Below are 16,307 nucleotides of genomic sequence, written 5' to 3'. Positions count from 1 at the left end.
CTGGAGTGCGAAGCGCTCCCAAAACCTTGGGGCCGCTGCGCAGCCCAGCGGGAGCAAGCTCCCTCGCCACAACAAGCCCGCCCCCAGCAAGCAGGGGCGGTTACTTAGTAGCGGTAAGCGTGCGGCTTGAACGGACCTTCAACGGTCACGCCGATGTAGTCGGCCTGGGTCTTGGTCAGTTGAGTCACAACGCCGCCGAAGCCGCGGACCATTTCCAGGGCCACTTCTTCGTCGAGTTTCTTCGGCAGTACTTCTACCGTCAGGCGCTCGGCTTTCTGGGCCGGCGACAGGTCGGCGTACTTCTGGCCGAACAGGAAGATCTGCGCCAGTACCTGGTTGGCGAACGAGCCGTCCATGATGCGGCTTGGGTGGCCGGTGGCGTTGCCCAGGTTAACCAGGCGGCCTTCAGCCAGCAGGATCAGGTAGTCGTCGTTCTGCGGGTCGAAATCGCCGGCACCGGTACGGTGAACCTTGTGTACCTGCGGCTTCACTTCTTCCCATGCCCAGTTCTTGCGCATGAAAGCGGTGTCGATCTCGTTGTCGAAGTGACCGATGTTGCAGACAACAGCACGCTTCTTCAGGGCTTTGAGCATGTTCGCGTCGCAAACATTCACGTTGCCGGTCGTGGTGACGATCAGATCGATCTTGCCCAGCAGGGCCTTGTCGATGCTCGCTTCGGTGCCGTCATTGACGCCATCGATAAACGGCGAAACCACTTCGAAGCCGTCCATGCAGGCTTGCATGGCGCAGATCGGGTCGACTTCGGAGACTTTGACGATCATGCCTTCCTGACGCAGCGACTGGGACGAACCCTTGCCCACGTCACCGTAGCCGATCACCAGGGCTTGCTTGCCCGACAGCAGGTGGTCGGTGCCGCGCTTGATGGCGTCGTTCAGGCTGTGACGGCAGCCGTACTTGTTGTCGTTCTTGCTTTTGGTCACCGAGTCGTTGACGTTGATGGCCGGGATTTTCAGCTCGCCCTTGGCCAGCATGTCCAGCAGGCGGTGTACGCCAGTGGTGGTTTCTTCGGTCACGCCGTGGACGCGGTCCAGGATGGCCGGGTATTTCTTGTGCAGCAGCTCGGTCAGGTCGCCGCCGTCGTCGAGGATCATGTTGGCATCCCAAGGCTTGCCATCTTTGAGGATGGTTTGCTCCAGGCACCACTCGTACTCTTCTTCGGTCTCGCCTTTCCAGGCGAATACCGGGATACCGGCGGCAGCGATCGCGGCAGCGGCCTGGTCTTGAGTCGAGAAAATGTTGCAGGACGACCAGCGTACTTCGGCACCCAGTGCAACCAGGGTTTCGATCAGCACGGCAGTCTGGATGGTCATGTGGATGCAGCCGAGAATCTTCGCGCCCTTGAGCGGCTGCTCAGCGGCGTACTTGCGACGCAGGCCCATCAGGGCAGGCATTTCGGATTCGGCGATAAAGGTTTCGCGACGGCCCCAGGCAGCGAGGGACATGTCGGCGACTTTGTAGTCGTTGAAATCTGCAGGCGTGTTGACAGCGCTCATGAAGAGCCTCCATTCGTAGTGTGCGAATGGGCGCCGTTGTGCGTTTAGTATCAGGCCAGGGCAACCAGGCCGGACAACGCCCCATCCGAGCCTGACAGGTTGAACCTGCTGCAGCGCCCCTCGGACAGGTGGCGGGAGAACGGTATCAATCGTAGATGACCGTTTTGAAACGGTGGCGATTATAGCCGTGTGCGCCTGACTTCCCAAGCCTTTCCGTCGGTCATATGAAGATCGCTCATGGGGTTGATAGGCAATGGCTCATAGAGCCAGAGCCCAGGCTCTGCCATGATGTCACCCATCATTCGGCAAGACGCTTTGGAGTGACCATGAACTTCCACACCCGCAAGTGGGTAAAACCTGAAGACCTCAACCCCAACGGCACCCTGTTCGGCGGCAGCCTGCTGCGCTGGATCGATGAAGAAGCGGCCATCTACGCGATTGTCCAACTGGGCAACCAGCGCGTGGTGACCAAGTACATTTCCGAAATCAACTTCGTCAGCGCTTCGCGCCAGGGCGACATCATCGAACTGGGCATCACGGCTACCGAGTTCGGCCGCACCTCCATCACCCTGACCTGTGAAGTGCGCAACAAGATCACGCGTAAAAGTATCCTCACCGTGGAAAAAATGGTGTTCGTCAACCTCGGCGAAGATGGCTTGCCTGCGCCCCATGGGCGTACCGAGATCAAATACGTGAAGGACCAGTTCCAGGACGACGCCGTCGCCGGGTAGGTGTTGAATCTTTACCGGGTTATTCCGTAAGGATCTTTGCGTGGCTCTCTTATCACTCAGGCCTACACCCTGTAGAGAGAGCCCCGTGTATGAAAGTGTCAACCTCGCCTGTCCAATCTTCGTTTCCTCAAGCGCTCGAACAGGAGGTGAAGACGCCTCTGCTCAAGGAGGTGGGCCCGCGCAAGTTAAGCCTTCATCGTTACAGCGATGGCCGCGTAAAAGTGGTTCTGTCGCCGCCGGCGGTGAGCCATCTTGTGCTCAGTGGTGGCGGTGCGAAGGGTATCGCTTTCCCCGGAGTGCTACAGGCGCTCGAGCAGGCCAACAAGCTCCCTGGCGTCAAAGTGATTTCCGGCTCATCGGCCGGAGCGATTTCCGCGACCCTGATCGCCAGCGGCATGGGCGCGCAGGCGTTCGGTGAGTTGTCGAACAGTATCGACCTGCCCAGCCTGCTCAATAGCCAGGACCCGGTGACGGCCTGGCTGCAAACCATCAGCTCCGAACTTGGCAAGCTCGCCGGGCGTCTGCCAGGCGCCGCCGGCAACATTTCCCAACTGCTGCTGACCCTGTTGCCGCGCCTGCAAACCGAGGCCTCGCCGCTGGAGGAGATGATACGCAACGAGTCGCGCAAGTCGATCCTCGCCCATATCGCCGCAATGCCCGGGGCCAAGCCGCCCGCCGAGGTGATGAAGATCGCCGCCAGGCTCAGAGCCGGTGGTGCGCCGACGTTCCGCGATCTGGAGGTGTTGAGCCGGCATATCCCGGCGATCAAGTCACTCAATATCACCGGCACGGGCATGTTCGATGGGCGGCCGCAGTTGGTTGTGTTCAATGCCAGCCTCACCCCGGATATGGACATTGCCCGGGCAGCACGTATCTCGGGTGCCTTGCCGGGGCTGTTCAAAAGCCCTGAGGAGCAAGGCCATGAATTCCAGGCACAGGCTCAGATTACGGCGTTTCAGGACGGTGGCCTGCTGGTCAATACGCCCGCGCCGGGGGTGATCGGCGGCGCCGTTGCGCAGGGCCCGTTGAATCGGCCCGAGTCGCTGGTCGTCGAGTTTGAGTCCGCAGCAGCAGGGCCGAAAAAAAGTGGGGGATTCTTCAGTCATTTGGTCGACCGCTTTACCGGTACGCCCCACGCCGCAGCGGGCGCTTATCAGGAGCAGCAACTCAAGGCGTATCGCGATCAGACGGTGACCTTGCCGCTGAAAACCAACAAAGGTGACTTTCGCGGCCTGCTCAACGGTACGGTCAACTTCACCATGACCCCCGAACAGAAACAGGAGCTGCAGGCACGCAGCCGGCAAGCGGTCGCAGGGCATCTGGATCAGCGTGCGCAGGCGCGTGAAGCGCACGAGTTTCCCTCATTGGAAAGTGCGGTGCTGGCGATGGACGATGAATTGCTTGCCGGCGTGCAAACGGAACTCCAGAAAGACCCGGCTGCCGCACAGGTGATGATGTTTCGCAGGCATGCACAACAAGCCTTGCAAGCCTTGGACAGCGCCATCAGCGAGGCCAATCAAGCCGGTGGTGCCCTCAAGGTCACGCCCAAGGTGGCGGCAGCCTTGCGTAACCTGGACGCGCTGGCCCGTAAACCTGAGCACATCGAGTGGCTGGCGCAGCGCTTGAATGCGCCGGGCCAGCGCAACTTCCAGCAGTTGCTGCAGGTGGCTGCCAAACAAGCTTCGCCCCTGTACAAAGTGATGAGCAGTGCCGTCGCTGAGATGAAAAGACGCGATATCGCGGTGAAAGCCGAGAATTTCACGCGTGAAGTGATTTACCCCTCAATGCACCGCCCGGGCCAATCGAAGGCCAATCTTGAGTTATTGCAGCGCTCGGCGCGTGACTTGGCCGATGCGACCACGCCCGCCGAGTTCAACCGCGTACTCGACGGCATCATTGAGCACTACGGTGCGCGCAATAAACCCTGGAGCAAGCCGGTCAGGTCGACCACCGTTGAAATGGCCAAGGCCTGGCGCATTCCGGTTTAAATACGGTGCCACTGAACAGCCATCGTTGCGGCGTGTCGTAGCTACAGGAACCCCCTAAGGACACTGTAGATCATGGCCACCCCCGAAGACGGCAAGACCCCCAACCTGTCGCAGGAAGAGCAGCAGGACGTAGACAAAAACCAGCCGCCCCGCGCGGCTGTGTTGCATGAAATCATCCGTACCCAGGGCGACCAGGAACTGGAGCGCAACGTTGCGGCGTTGTGGTGGTCGGCGCTGGCAGCCGGGTTGACCATGGGGTTGTCATTGATGGCCATGGGGCTGCTCAACTCGCGCCTGCCGGAGGGCGAAGCCTTCAAGGTCATCGCCAGTTTCGGCTATTGCGCGGGGTTCCTCGCGGTGATCCTGGCACGCCAGCAACTGTTCACCGAGAACACCCTGACCGCCGTGCTGCCGGTGATGAGCAAACCTACGCTGAACAATGCGGGTCGGCTGCTGCGGCTGTGGTCCGTGGTGCTGGTGGGTAACTTGTGCGGCACCTTGCTGGTTGCCTACGTGATGCTTCACTTGCCGATCTTCGACAGCAAGACCGACCTTGCCTTCCTCGAGATCGGGCGCAAGATCATGGAGAACGACGCCGGCCAGATGTTCGCCAAGGGCATCGTTTCCGGCTGGATGATCGCCACCATGGTGTGGATGATCCCGTCGATGGAAAGCGCCAAGATCTGGATCATCGTTCTGATCACCTACCTGATGGCGCTGGGCGACTTCACCCATATCGTGGTGGGGTCGGCGGAAGTGTCCTACCTCGTGTTTGCCGGTGAACTGTCGTGGCATGACTTCTGGCTGGTATTTGCCGGCCCGACCTTGGCCGGCAACATCATTGGTGGCAGCTTCATCTTTGCGTTGATCAGCCATGCGCAGATCCGCAGCGAAGGCAGCCTGCCCGGCAAACAAGCTGCGGACCCAAGGCATCCGCAGCCCATCAACAAGGATCAGTGAGGTTCGGGTGTGGCCTCGGGTTCGCCCTGGGTCACATGCTTGACCAGCTTGCCGATGCTCAAGCCCTGCAGCAGGATCGATGACAGCACCACGATGTAGGTGATGCTCAGCAACAGGTCGCGTTCCGGGCCCAGCGGCAAGGCCAGGGCCAATGCCACCGAAACGCCGCCGCGCAAGCCGCCCCAGGTGAGAATACGGATGGTGCCACGCGGCACGCTGCGCCAGCGACGCAGCAGCAGGATCGCGGGAGCCACCGTCAGCAGGCGCGACAGCAGGATCGCCACGGCCAGCAAGCTTGCCGCGAATACATGCAGCCAGTTGAACGGCAGCAGTAACAGCTCCATGCCGATCAGCGCAAACAGCAGGGCGTTGAGCATGTCATCGAGCAGTTCCCAGAAACCGTCCAGGTAGCGCCGGGTCATGTCGTTCATTGCCAGCTTGCGGCCCAGGTTGCCGATGATCAGCCCCGCGACCACCATCGCAATCGGTGCAGAGACGTGCAGTTCGGTGGCCATCGCCGAGCCGCCGATGACCAGGGCGAGGGTCAGCATCACTTCGACCTGATGCTGTTCAATGCTTTTGATCATCAGGTACACCAGGTAACCAATCAAGCCGCCGAACACCACGCCACCCAATGCCTCGTGGGCGAACAGCATGGCAGTGGCACCCACGGTCGGGGTTTCGCCCAACTGCGCGATGCCCAGCAATACGGTAAACACCACGACCGCTGTGCCGTCGTTGAACAACGATTCGCCGACGATGGTGGTTTTCAAGGGTTTCGAAGCGTTGGCGGTACGCAGTACGCCGAGCACCGCAATCGGGTCAGTGGGGGAAATCAGCGCGCCGAACAGCAGGCAGTAGAGGAAGCTCACGTGCCAGCCAAACAGGGCAAAGATGTAATACGCCAGGCTGCCGATCACCACGGTAGCAATCAACACGCCGAAGGTTGCCAGCAGGCCGATGGGCCAGCGGTAACTGCGCAGGTCGTTCAAGTTGACGTGCAAGGCGCCGGCAAACAACAGGAACGACAGCATCCAGTTCATCAGCAAGTCGCCGAAGTCGATCTGGCCGATCAGTTGCTGGATGCGGTCTTCCAGGCCAGGGTAGCCGAGCACGCTGAGCCCTTGCAGGATCAGTGAGAAGAGCAGGGCCGTGACCATCACGCCAATAGTGGGCGGCAGGCCGATAAAACGGAAGTTCACATAGGTGAGCAGTGTGGTGAGGCAAATGAAAGCGGCGACAAGTTCAAGCATCCGGGGTCCTTGGAGGTGGTTTGGATCGTTCGTCAATGGGTGGATGGACCGCAGCAGCGGTGGGATGTTGCAAGCGCTGGATAGAACCTTTTCGGTTCGACAGGGCTCATAGCGGGTGAGTGCGGTCGCGAATGTTTAGTGCTAAAACTCTAACCGCTGGTTAAAACAACAAAAGGAATCTGTGATGACGGTGGCATTCTGGTGTGTATTGATCGCGATTTTCCTACCTTACCTGTGCACGGGAGTGGCCAAGTTCAGCGGCGGCAAATTCGGACCGCGGCAGAACCACGACCCACGTGCCTTCCTGGATACCCTGGAAGGGGTAGCCAGACGCGCCCACAACGCACAACTGAACAGCTTCGAGGTGACGCCGGCATTCGCCGCGGCGGTGATTATTGCGCACCTGGCCGGTACGGCGTCGCTGGTGACGATCAACGTGCTGGCCGTGTTGTTTATCACCAGTCGCCTGCTGTACATCATTTGCTACCTGGCGGACTGGGCGATGTTGCGTTCGCTGGTGTGGTTCGTGGGCATGGCGTTGATTGCGAGTTTCTTCTTTGTCTCGATCTGACGCCCGACGCAAACCCCTGATGTAGTGAGCGGGCTTGCCCCGCGCTGAGTGGCGAAGCCGCCCTAATCCAGGCCCGCGTTCTTCCAGGCAGAGCTCAGGTGCCTGGTTTGGGGCGGCCTCGCCACAGGTCAGCATCAGGTGCCGGCTGGTGCGTCCGGCACCTGTGGCAATGCAGCACCTTTAGGCCACAACATCCAGATCTGCCCCTGTTGCTTCATGTTCCCGGCCAGTTCACCCGCCGCATCCCCCGTGCCCCAGAACAAGTCCGCACGCACTTCACCGGTGATCGCACCGCCCGTGTCTTGCGCGGCGACAGGCCTTGAGATCGGTGAACCATCGGGTTTGGTCGTCGACAGCCACAACAGGCTGCCGAGCGGAATGACCTTGCGATCAACGGCCACGCTATAACCGGCCGTCAACGGCACATTCAAAGAGCCCCGTGGCCCTTCGTTACTGTCGGGGCGGGCGCTGAAGAACACGTAGCTGGGGTTGCTCGCCAGCAGTTCCGGAATGCGCTGTGGATGGGCCTTGGCCCAGGCGCTGATGGCGCCCATGGTCACATCGTCCTTTTTCAGTTCGCCTTGCTCTACCAGCCAGCGTCCGATCGGGCGATAGGGGTAGCCGTTCTGGTCGCCGTAACCCACGCGTAGCTGGCGCCCGCCTGCCAGTTGAATACGCCCCGAGCCCTGGATTTGCAGGAACTGCAGGTCCATTGGGTTGGTTAGCCAGGCAATCGGCTTGGCGGTCGAGCCTTGGCTGTTGAGGGTGCCGGCGTCGTCATAGGGCTTGAGTACGCGACCTTCCAGGCGACCACGCAGGCGCTTGCCCTTGAGTTCGGGGTAGATACTTTCCAGGTTGACGATGATCAGGTCGTCCGGCACACCATATACCGGCACATGGGCCGTGGCGGTTTCGGTCAGGCTGCCGGGGTAGACCGGCTCGTAGTAGCCGGTGATCAGGCCGTTCGGAGTGTTGTCGGCCGAGCGCAGGCCAAATACATCCAGGCGTTCCTTGAGAAAACCGCGAACCGCCTCGGCATTGCCCGGCACGCTCACTGCGGCCGCACAGGTCGCACCCCACACCGGGTCGGCCTTGAGGCGTTGGCAGGCACTGCGCCAGGATTCAAAACCGGCCAGCAGGTCGCTGTCGGACACGCTTGGCAAGGCTTCCCACGGCGCGCTCACATAAGTGGCGATGGCATGGGGTTTGGGGGCTTGCGGTTGATTGGCGTCTTTGCCGCCGTCACAGCCCGCCAGCAGCGCGATGATCGGCAGAGCCCACGCCAGGCGGTTCCAAGGTTTGAAAGTGAGATTCATACAAGCAATTCCTGAAGCGGTCACCCGTGCATTCACGCCAGCGGGCAACCCTTATTATTAATAGGGCTATTGGTCTTTGCGGGCGGGGCGAGGATACTGGCCGCCGTTCCCGTGACCTTGAAGCCATCATGACTTTTAAAAAACTGACCGTGGTATTGCTGGCCTGCCTGACGTTGTCCGCCTGTGGCGGTGTTGATCCGAACTCGCCGCTGGGTCAGCGCAAGGCGATCTTCAAGCAGATGCTCAAGACCGGCGAAGACCTGGGTGGCATGTTGCGCGGACGCATTCCGTTCGACGGCGCAAAGTTTGCCGAAGGTGCGGTCAAGCTGGACGCGTTGTCCCACGAACCGTGGAAACATTTCCCAAGCGTGCGTGAAGAAGACCATACCAGCGCCAAGGATAACGTGTGGCAACAACAGGCCCGTTTCCAGGAACTGGCGCGTAACCTTGAGGTGGCCACCGGTGAGCTGGTGATCGCCAGCCAAGTCCAGCCTTACAAAGCCAGCAACCTGGGGCCCGCCGTACAGAAGGTCGAAGATGCCTGTACCGCCTGCCATAAGCAGTTCCGAGACCACTGACCGGTTTTATTTGTCGAGTTCTTCCACGGCGTCCTGCAGTTCTTTGCGCGAGTCGGCGAGCTTGTCCTTGCGCTTGTTGATCTTGTCGGCGTCGCCCTTTTTCATCGCCTTGTCGAGGTCGGCCTGACGGCGGCTGACTTCGTGCTTGGCGTCTAGCACTTTGTTTTCACGCTCTTTGCGCAAGGAGGCGTCAGTGCAGTGGGTGGTGACTTCGCTCAGGGCTTTTTCCAGGCCAGCCTGCTGCTCGCTGTTGCCGTGCACCTTGGCTTGTTCGATCTGCGTGCTGATGGCCTGGCGCTTGGCGGCGCAGCCGGTGAGTGGTGAGTCTTCTTCGGCTGCCAGCAACGGTGTGGTCATGAAGCTTGCGGCGGTCAATAGGGCGAGGGGTGCGAAAAAATTCATGTGGAACTCCAAAGTCGCGATCCGATGGCAGGATGAATTCTGCCGGGGTTAAAAGTAGTTGGCCTGGGTTCAAAACCCGTCTATTCCGGCCGTACGTAATGTTTGAGCCAGCGCCTGCACTTGCGGGTCGTGAAAAAAAGCGCTGAGTTGCGCGGCGCGACCCGGGCCTATGCCGTCGGTGGCGAGCCAGGCTTGTGTGTCCCGGGCAGCCAGGGTATGCCAGCCGCCTTCCAGGTTGTTGCGTGCCGAGGGCGGTACGCCCAGGGCTTTGAGCCATTGTGCAAAAGGGCGTTGCCGGGCGCTGTGGATGTTGTCGAGCAGCCGCGTACGGCTGCGGTCGCCGAAGCCGTCAATGTTAGCAAGCTCTGTCGCATCCAGGGTTAACCAATCGAGAAAGCCTGCGATTAGACCGGCCTGGATCAATATGTTCCAGGTCTCGCGGCCCATATGCGGTAAAGCCAGGCCCTGGTTGCTGCTGAGCCAGGTCAGGCGCGCGAGCAACTGCTCCTCGCAGCCGGGGTCCAGTTGCCAGCAGCTCAAGGCATGGAACGCGTGGGCGTCGGGGACTTGCACTTGCACTCGGGCCTCGTTGCGCAGGATGACTTCGTCCAAACGGGGGATCACCTGGCCGGCCAGGCTGATGGACACCTGGTCTCCGGGGCGGATATCCAGGGTTTGCCAGCGCTTCAGGGAGCCGACGCTGACCCGGCTGATCTGCCGATCATCCAGGCGCACGGGTTCCAGTTCCAGAATGGGAGTGATGCGCCCCGTGCGACCGATCTTGAATTGCACCTTGCGGACCAGTGCCAGGGCCTTGGCGGCCGGGTATTTCCAGGCGACTGCCCAGTAAGGTGCGGCGACTTGCCAGCGTTCGGCGGGTGCGCGCGCGACCTGGTGCAGCACCACGCCATCGCTGGCGAAGGGTAGAGGTTGGTTGTACCAATAAGTGCGCCAATGCGCGGCTTCGCTGATGTGCTTGATAGGGTGGCTGTAACGTTCGCTGTCGCTGAAACCCCAGCGTGCCAGGGTCGCCAGGCGCTCGGAGAAGCTGGCCGGGCCTTCTGGCCAGGCCCAGACGAAAAGGCCGATTCCGGCGGCTTCGACGTCACTCAACTGGTGGCGGTTCATCAGGCCGGCTACTTTGCTGCGGGCATTGAGCCCGCCATGTTCCGACTGCACGTGTGCATGCAGGCGCCAGTAAAGCTCGCCTTGCAACACGACATCGATGGGCTCCGGCAGTTGCTGGACGATCGCGGCGATCTTGCTGGCGGAGGCGGACCAGTCCTGGCCGAGCACGCCATCGCCGCGACTGATGACTTGGCTCAAGCGCCCGCTGCGATACACCAATGTCACCGCCACGCCGTCGACCTTGGGTTGAATCCAGACGTCTTGGCGGTGCCCAAGCCAGTCGCCGACGGCCGATTCATCCAGCAACTTTTCGAGGCCGGTGTGTACCACCGGATGAGGCTGCGTGCCCCGTGAACTGGCCAGGGGTGAGTCGGTGTCCGGTGTGGGTTGGGGAAAACATTCGCGCCACCGGCTCAGGCGCTGGCGGGCCTGGTCGTAGAGCTCGTCACTGACGGGGGATTGGCCGAGGCGGTGGTAACGGTCATCCCACAGGTGTATTTGCCTGGCCAGGGCGTCGAACTGTGAGCGGGTCCGGTCGGTGCAGTCTTCGGCCGTGGCCCAAAAAGGTAGAGCACTCAGCAGTAAAACCATCAGCAAGCGCATCATGAGCATCCTTGCTCGAAAAGGGTGCCCAGCCTAAGTGATCCACGCAGCCACAAAAAAGCCCCGAACGAGCGGGGCTTTTTACTGGGTGTTTCGGCTTACTTGAACAGCCCGCCCAAGGCTTTCACCGCGTCGTTGTTCTGTGCCTTGGCCTGCTGCTTTTGCTGGCTGGCGTCGACTTTGGCCTGGGATTCGGCGAGTTTGTTGCAACCTTTGTTGACTTGTTCCAGCGCAGCCTCAAAGGCCTTCACTTTCAAAACGTCGTTCTGGGCGTCGGCGGCATCGATCTTGGCTTGCAGGTCTTTGGCGTGTTGCTGGCAATCGCCGGAATTACCGCCGCCCAGTTGGGAGCTCAGGGCACCGCTCAGTGCGCTCAGGTCTGCGGCGTGAGCCGGCAGGGTGAACAGGCTGAGCAGAACGGCGGCAGGGGCGAGCGTGGAAATGCGCATGAAAAACCTCAATGTTCGATTGCCTGCGCGCTTATCCGTCCCGGGCGGGCGCAGTGCAATATCCAGATGGAGGTGAAGGGCCCGAGAGGGCGCGGATTCTAGAGGGCCATTATTTGGCCTGCAAGGTTTGGATCCAAAATATGTGACCGTTGTGCGTAAACCTGCGGGCAATAAAAAGCCCCGCCGGGCTAACCCGGTGGGGCTTTGAGTACCGCGAAGGATTACAAACCGGCAGCGGTGCGCAGGTCGTTGGCGCGGTCGGTTTTTTCCCAGGTGAAGGTGGTGAAGGTGTCGTCGCCGACGGTCTTCTGTGCAGGTGTACGGCCGAAGTGGCCATAGGCTGCGGTTTCCTGGTACATCGGATGCAGCAGGTCGAGCATGGTGGTGATCGCGTAAGGGCGCAGGTCGAAGATTTCGCGTACCAGCTTGATGATCTTGTCGTCGCTGATCTTGCCGGTGCCGAAAGTATTCAGCGAGATCGACGTAGGCTGCGCTACACCGATGGCGTAGGACACTTGAATCTCGCAACGCTCGGCCAGGCCGGCGGCGACGATGTTCTTGGCCACGTAACGACCGGCGTAGGCCGCCGAGCGGTCAACCTTGGATGGGTCTTTGCCCGAGAACGCGCCACCGCCGTGACGGGCCATGCCGCCGTAGCTGTCGACGATGATCTTGCGACCGGTGAGGCCGCAGTCGCCCACCGGGCCACCGATGATGAACTGGCCGGTTGGGTTGATGTGGAACTGGGTGTCTTTGCTCAGCAATTCGGCAGGCAGCACGTGCTTGACGATCAGTTCCATCACGCCTTCACGCAGGTCGGCGTAGGACACGTCCGGGTTGTGCTGGGTCGACAATACAACAGCGTCGATCCCGACCACCTTGCCGCCGTCGTAGCGGCAGGTCACTTGGGATTTGGCGTCCGGGCGCAGCCATGGCAGCAGGCCGGATTTACGGGCTTCGGCCTGGCGCTGTACCAACTGGTGCGAGAAGGTGATCGGCGCCGGCATCAGCACGTCGGTCTCGTTGCTGGCGTAGCCGAACATCAGGCCCTGGTCGCCCGCGCCTTGATCTTCCGGCTTGGCACGGTCCACGCCCTGGTTGATGTCGGGGGACTGCTTGCCGATGATGTTCATCACGCCGCAAGTGGCGCCGTCGAAGCCGACGTCGGAGCTGTTGTAGCCGATGTCGGTGATCACATCACGGACGATCTGCTCCAGGTCGACCCAGGCCGAAGTGGTCACTTCGCCAGCGATGATCGCTACACCGGTTTTCACCAGGGTCTCGCACGCCACGCGGGCGAACTTGTCTTGAGCAATGATGGCGTCCAGCACCGCATCAGAAATCTGGTCGGCGATTTTGTCCGGATGCCCTTCAGACACGGACTCGGAGGTGAAAAGGGAGTATTCGCTCATCTCGATGTTTTCCTGATATTTACCGATGGTGAGTGTCGCCAGCCGGTCGCTGAAAGTGGCGAACCTGGATCTGGAAACCATTACGTAAACCTACATAGAGGCTTTCCCCGGGAACGAGTCCCGCAGCGGTGGCCCAACGGGCCAGATCGTCCTGTTCAAAACCCAACCAGAGATCACCGCAGGCCTCCCTGGCCCAATTCTGGTTGTGGCTGCATAGATCCGTAACCAGCAGGCTACCGCCGGGGTGCAGCAACCCGGCCATTTGCTTGAGGGCGTCGGCGGGGGCGGCGAAATGGTGCAAGACCATGTTCAGTACCACGCAGTCGGCCCGCAGGTTGGTGTGATTCAGGGCGTCAGCCAACTGCAGGCTGACATTGCCCAGTGCTTCGCGCTCGCATAACTGCCGCGCCAGCTCGAGCATGGCCGGGCTGTTGTCCAGCGCGTTGACCTGCTTGAAGCGGCGCGCCAGCTCCGGCAGGAAACCGCCATCGCCAGGGCCGACTTCCAGTGCGCTCGCCTCTTCACTGAAGCTCAGCTTGTCCAACAACGCCAGTACGCTCTCGCGGTACTGGGGCAAACCGGCGATCAGGTCCTGCTGGGCGCGAAACTTCTCGGCTACCCGTGAGAAAAAGTCCTGGCTGGCAGCGGCGCGTTGCCCGTGCACTTGAGCGATACGCGCCTGTACATCCGTCGGCAGCCCGAGGTTGTCCACTTCCTCCAGCAAGGCCGCGTGCAACTTGCCGCCGAGCAGCTCGGTGTGGGGCAAGGCGCGGCGGTAGAAGATCGCATTGCCTTCACGACGGGTGGCCACCAGTTCGGCCTGGGCCAGCACCTTCAAGTGGTGGCTCATGCCCGACTGGCCGATGGCGAAGATCTGCGCCAGTTCCAGTACGCCGAAGGAGTCGTTGGCCAGTGCACGCAATACGTTCAGGCGCAACGGATCGCCAGCGGCCTTGCACAAGGCTGCCAGTTCATCGCCGTCGTCGGGGCGCAGGGAGGGCACGGGTAGGTTCATAAGGCCAGCAGTCTAGTGGTGGGGGGAGGTCCCCGCAAGGTCAATATCAAAAAGTTTTGATATTGAACGATAAGTGGCGGTTATAAGCAGTCGGTATAGTCTTGGGACGAACCGGTGAAAGGTTTCTGCAGGCGATTGCCGCTTAAAGCACAGGAAAAACACCGCCAAGTGACTATCTGTCATTGCCCGCAGGCGGTGGCTGAGGGAAAATGCCGGTCCTTTTTTCCGTTTCTTTTATTCATTGTCTATTCAAAATCCCCAGGAGATCAGCGATGCCCAGCCGTCGTGAGCGTGCCAACGCCATTCGTGCCCTCAGCATGGATGCCGTGCAAAAAGCCAACAGCGGCCATCCCGGTGCCCCGATGGGCATGGCGGATATCGCCGAGGTACTTTGGCGTGACTACCTGAAGCACAACCCGAGCAACCCGTCGTTCGCCGACCGTGACCGCTTCGTGCTGTCCAACGGCCATGGCTCGATGCTGATCTACTCGCTGCTGCACCTGACCGGCTACGACGTCACCATCGATGACCTCAAGAGCTTCCGCCAGCTGCACAGCCGCACTCCGGGCCACCCGGAATTCGGCTACACCCCAGGCGTGGAGACCACCACCGGCCCCCTGGGCCAGGGCCTGGCGAACGCCGTCGGCTTCGCACTGGCTGAAAAAGTGCTGGGCGCACAGTTCAACCGCCCTGGCCACGACATCGTCGACCACCACACCTATGTGTTCCTGGGTGATGGCTGCATGATGGAAGGCATTTCCCACGAAGTCGCTTCCCTGGCCGGCACCCTGGGCCTGGGCAAGCTGATTGCCTTCTACGATGACAACGGCATCTCCATCGACGGCGAAGTCGAAGGCTGGTTCACCGATGACACCCCGAAGCGTTTCGAAGCCTACAACTGGCAGGTGATCCGCAACGTCGACGGCCACGACCCGGAAGAAATCAAGACCGCTATCGACACCGCTCGCAAGAGCGCGCAGCCAACCCTGATATGCTGCAAGACCACCATCGGTTTCGGCTCGCCGAACAAGCAAGGCAAGGAAGACTGCCACGGCGCCCCGCTGGGTGACGCGGAAATCGCCTTGACCCGCGAAGCGCTGAAGTGGAACCACGGCCCCTTTGAAATTCCTGCCGACATCTATGCCGAATGGGACGCCAAGGAAAAAGGTCTGGCCACTGAAGCCGAATGGGATCAGCGTTTTGCTGCCTACTCCGCTCAGTTCCCTGAGTTGGCCAACGAACTGGTACGCCGCCTGGCCGGTGACCTGCCTGCCGATTTCGCGGAAAAAGCCTCGGCCTACATCGCCGAAGTCGCGGCCAAGGGCGAGACCATCGCCAGCCGTAAAGCCAGCCAGAACACCCTGAATGCCTTCGGCCCGCTGCTGCCTGAGATCCTCGGCGGTTCGGCTGACCTGGCCGGTTCCAACCTGACCCTGTGGAAAGGTTGCAAAGGTGTCTCGGCTGAAGATGCCAGCGGCAACTACATGTACTACGGCGTGCGCGAATTCGGCATGAGCGCCATCATGAACGGCGTGTCGCTGCACGGCGGCCTGGTGCCTTACGGCGCGACCTTCCTGATGTTCATGGAATACGCACGCAACGCCGTGCGCATGGCCGCGCTGATGAAGAAGCGTGTGATCCATGTGTACACCCACGACTCCATCGGCCTGGGCGAAGACGGCCCGACGCACCAGCCGGTCGAGCAACTGACCAGCCTGCGCACCACGCCGAACCTGGACACCTGGCGCCCTGCCGACGCGGTGGAATCCGCGGTGGCCTGGAAGCATGCGATCGAGCGCAAGGACGGCCCATCGGCGCTGATCTTCTCGCGTCAGAACCTGCAGCACCAGGTGCGTACCGACGCGCAGATCGCCGACATCAGCCGCGGCGGCTACGTGCTCAAGGACTGCGCCGGCGAGCCGGAACTGATCCTGATCTCCACCGGTTCCGAAGTGGGTCTCACGGTTCAGGCTTATGACAAGCTGACCGAGCAAGGCCGCAAGGTTCGTGTTGTTTCGATGCCTTGCACCAGCGTGTTCGAAGCCCAGGACGCGAGCTACAAGCAATCGGTATTGCCGCTGCAAGTCGGCGCGCGCATTGCCATCGAAGCGGCTCACGCCGACTACTGGTACAAGTACGTGGGCCTGGAAGGCCGTGTGATCGGCATGACCACCTACGGTGAGTCGGCGCCGGCGCCAGCACTGTTCGAAGAGTTCGGCTTCACCCTGGAGAACATCCTGGGCCAGGCTGAAGAGCTGCTGGAAGACTAAAAGCACGTCTCCTTGTAGGAGCGAGCTTGTTGTGGCGAGGGAGCTTGCTCCCGCTGGGCTGCGAAGCGGCCCCAAACCGTGCGATCGATATGTGTCAGATACACTTCGTCAACCGGT

General features: G+C 61.0%; 14 protein-coding genes and 1 riboswitch. Of the genes, 6 read left to right on the top strand and 8 right to left on the bottom strand.

The genetic code is table 11. From position 1 onward, the window contains the following. Positions 1-104: 104 nt before the first annotated feature. Positions 105-1,514: an adenosylhomocysteinase gene (gene ahcY, locus C9383_RS21550; protein WP_060753420.1), complete on the bottom strand. Its 1,410-nt coding sequence runs from the start codon at positions 1,512-1,514 to the stop codon at positions 105-107. A gap of 21 nt (positions 1,515-1,535) precedes the next feature. Continuing rightward, a riboswitch (S-adenosyl-L-homocysteine riboswitch) is annotated at positions 1,536-1,642 on the bottom strand. Between the two features lie 198 nt (positions 1,643-1,840). Here ahcY and C9383_RS21545 point away from each other — a divergent pair. The 3 genes from C9383_RS21545 to C9383_RS21535 all read left to right on the top strand — a co-directional run bounded on the left by C9383_RS21545 (position 1,841) and on the right by C9383_RS21535 (position 5,193). After that, positions 1,841-2,245 (top strand): acyl-CoA thioesterase, encoded by a 405-nt coding sequence (locus tag C9383_RS21545; RefSeq protein ID WP_060753419.1) that lies wholly within the window; start codon positions 1,841-1,843, stop codon positions 2,243-2,245. A gap of 89 nt (positions 2,246-2,334) precedes the next feature. Next, a complete protein-coding gene (locus C9383_RS21540; protein ID WP_090368270.1) occupies positions 2,335-4,233 on the top strand; it encodes a patatin-like phospholipase family protein in 1,899 nt (632 codons plus the stop codon). 72 nt (positions 4,234-4,305) lie between these two features. Beyond that, positions 4,306-5,193, top strand: a complete 888-nt coding sequence (locus C9383_RS21535) for a formate/nitrite transporter family protein (RefSeq protein WP_090368272.1) — start codon at positions 4,306-4,308, stop codon at positions 5,191-5,193. Here C9383_RS21535 and C9383_RS21530 read toward each other — a convergent pair. Further along, positions 5,187-6,446: a cation:proton antiporter gene (locus C9383_RS21530; protein ID WP_090368274.1), complete on the bottom strand. Its 1,260-nt coding sequence runs from the start codon at positions 6,444-6,446 to the stop codon at positions 5,187-5,189. The two genes, C9383_RS21535 and C9383_RS21530, sit on opposite strands and share 7 nt — an antisense overlap. Before the next feature lie 184 nt (positions 6,447-6,630). Between C9383_RS21530 and C9383_RS21525 the strand changes: the two genes are divergently transcribed. Further along, positions 6,631-7,017 (top strand): MAPEG family protein, encoded by a 387-nt coding sequence (locus C9383_RS21525; protein ID WP_060753415.1) that lies wholly within the window; start codon positions 6,631-6,633, stop codon positions 7,015-7,017. Positions 7,018-7,151: 134 nt separating this feature from the next. Here the strand turns inward: C9383_RS21525 and mltA are convergent, their stop codons facing one another. Continuing rightward, positions 7,152-8,333, bottom strand: coding sequence for a murein transglycosylase A (mltA, locus tag C9383_RS21520; RefSeq protein WP_090368276.1), 1,182 nt, complete (start codon positions 8,331-8,333; stop codon positions 7,152-7,154). A 128-nt stretch (positions 8,334-8,461) separates the two neighbouring features. On the opposite strand from mltA, the gene C9383_RS21515 reads away from it, so the two are divergent. Beyond that, positions 8,462-8,911 (top strand): c-type cytochrome, encoded by a 450-nt coding sequence (locus tag C9383_RS21515; RefSeq protein ID WP_090368278.1) that lies wholly within the window; start codon positions 8,462-8,464, stop codon positions 8,909-8,911. A gap of 6 nt (positions 8,912-8,917) precedes the next feature. Here the strand turns inward: C9383_RS21515 and C9383_RS21510 are convergent, their stop codons facing one another. The 5 genes from C9383_RS21510 to C9383_RS21490 all read right to left on the bottom strand — a co-directional run bounded on the left by C9383_RS21510 (position 8,918) and on the right by C9383_RS21490 (position 13,920). Further along, positions 8,918-9,313 (bottom strand): DUF1090 domain-containing protein, encoded by a 396-nt coding sequence (locus C9383_RS21510; RefSeq protein ID WP_060753412.1) that lies wholly within the window; start codon positions 9,311-9,313, stop codon positions 8,918-8,920. A 69-nt stretch (positions 9,314-9,382) separates the two neighbouring features. After that, on the bottom strand, positions 9,383-11,047 hold the full coding sequence (gene ligB, locus C9383_RS21505; protein WP_090368280.1) for an NAD-dependent DNA ligase LigB: 1,665 nt from the start codon (positions 11,045-11,047) through the stop codon (positions 9,383-9,385). A gap of 95 nt (positions 11,048-11,142) precedes the next feature. Further along, positions 11,143-11,493: a hypothetical protein gene (locus tag C9383_RS21500; protein ID WP_090368282.1), complete on the bottom strand. Its 351-nt coding sequence runs from the start codon at positions 11,491-11,493 to the stop codon at positions 11,143-11,145. 221 nt (positions 11,494-11,714) lie between these two features. Then, complete coding sequence (gene metK / locus C9383_RS21495; protein WP_060753409.1) at positions 11,715-12,905, bottom strand: methionine adenosyltransferase; 1,191 nt, start codon at positions 12,903-12,905, stop codon at positions 11,715-11,717. A 19-nt stretch (positions 12,906-12,924) separates the two neighbouring features. After that, positions 12,925-13,920 carry an ArsR/SmtB family transcription factor gene (locus tag C9383_RS21490; protein ID WP_090368284.1) on the bottom strand — a complete coding sequence of 332 codons (996 nt, stop codon included), beginning with the start codon at positions 13,918-13,920 and terminating at the stop codon, positions 12,925-12,927. Between the two features lie 272 nt (positions 13,921-14,192). Here C9383_RS21490 and tkt point away from each other — a divergent pair, with 272 nt between their 5' ends. Beyond that, positions 14,193-16,190: a transketolase gene (gene tkt / locus C9383_RS21485; RefSeq protein ID WP_090368286.1), complete on the top strand. Its 1,998-nt coding sequence runs from the start codon at positions 14,193-14,195 to the stop codon at positions 16,188-16,190. Positions 16,191-16,307 lie beyond the last annotated feature (117 nt).

This window comes from Pseudomonas palleroniana (genome assembly GCF_003031675.1).
Lineage (GTDB): Bacteria > Pseudomonadota > Gammaproteobacteria > Pseudomonadales > Pseudomonadaceae > Aquipseudomonas > Aquipseudomonas palleroniana.
This window is presented reverse-complemented; position numbering and strand designations above follow the sequence as displayed.

Coding starts and splice junctions, on each gene's coding strand:
- ahcY (WP_060753420.1), bottom strand. CDS start 1,514: ATGAGCGCTGTCAACACGCCTGCAGATTTCAACGACTACAAAGTCGCC.
- C9383_RS21545 (WP_060753419.1), top strand. CDS start 1,841: ATGAACTTCCACACCCGCAAGTGGGTAAAACCTGAAGACCTCAACCCC.
- C9383_RS21540 (WP_090368270.1), top strand. CDS start 2,335: ATGAAAGTGTCAACCTCGCCTGTCCAATCTTCGTTTCCTCAAGCGCTC.
- C9383_RS21535 (WP_090368272.1), top strand. CDS start 4,306: ATGGCCACCCCCGAAGACGGCAAGACCCCCAACCTGTCGCAGGAAGAG.
- C9383_RS21530 (WP_090368274.1), bottom strand. CDS start 6,446: ATGCTTGAACTTGTCGCCGCTTTCATTTGCCTCACCACACTGCTCACC.
- C9383_RS21525 (WP_060753415.1), top strand. CDS start 6,631: ATGACGGTGGCATTCTGGTGTGTATTGATCGCGATTTTCCTACCTTAC.
- mltA (WP_090368276.1), bottom strand. CDS start 8,333: ATGAATCTCACTTTCAAACCTTGGAACCGCCTGGCGTGGGCTCTGCCG.
- C9383_RS21515 (WP_090368278.1), top strand. CDS start 8,462: ATGACTTTTAAAAAACTGACCGTGGTATTGCTGGCCTGCCTGACGTTG.
- C9383_RS21510 (WP_060753412.1), bottom strand. CDS start 9,313: ATGAATTTTTTCGCACCCCTCGCCCTATTGACCGCCGCAAGCTTCATG.
- ligB (WP_090368280.1), bottom strand. CDS start 11,047: ATGATGCGCTTGCTGATGGTTTTACTGCTGAGTGCTCTACCTTTTTGG.
- C9383_RS21500 (WP_090368282.1), bottom strand. CDS start 11,493: ATGCGCATTTCCACGCTCGCCCCTGCCGCCGTTCTGCTCAGCCTGTTC.
- metK (WP_060753409.1), bottom strand. CDS start 12,905: ATGAGCGAATACTCCCTTTTCACCTCCGAGTCCGTGTCTGAAGGGCAT.
- C9383_RS21490 (WP_090368284.1), bottom strand. CDS start 13,920: ATGAACCTACCCGTGCCCTCCCTGCGCCCCGACGACGGCGATGAACTG.
- tkt (WP_090368286.1), top strand. CDS start 14,193: ATGCCCAGCCGTCGTGAGCGTGCCAACGCCATTCGTGCCCTCAGCATG.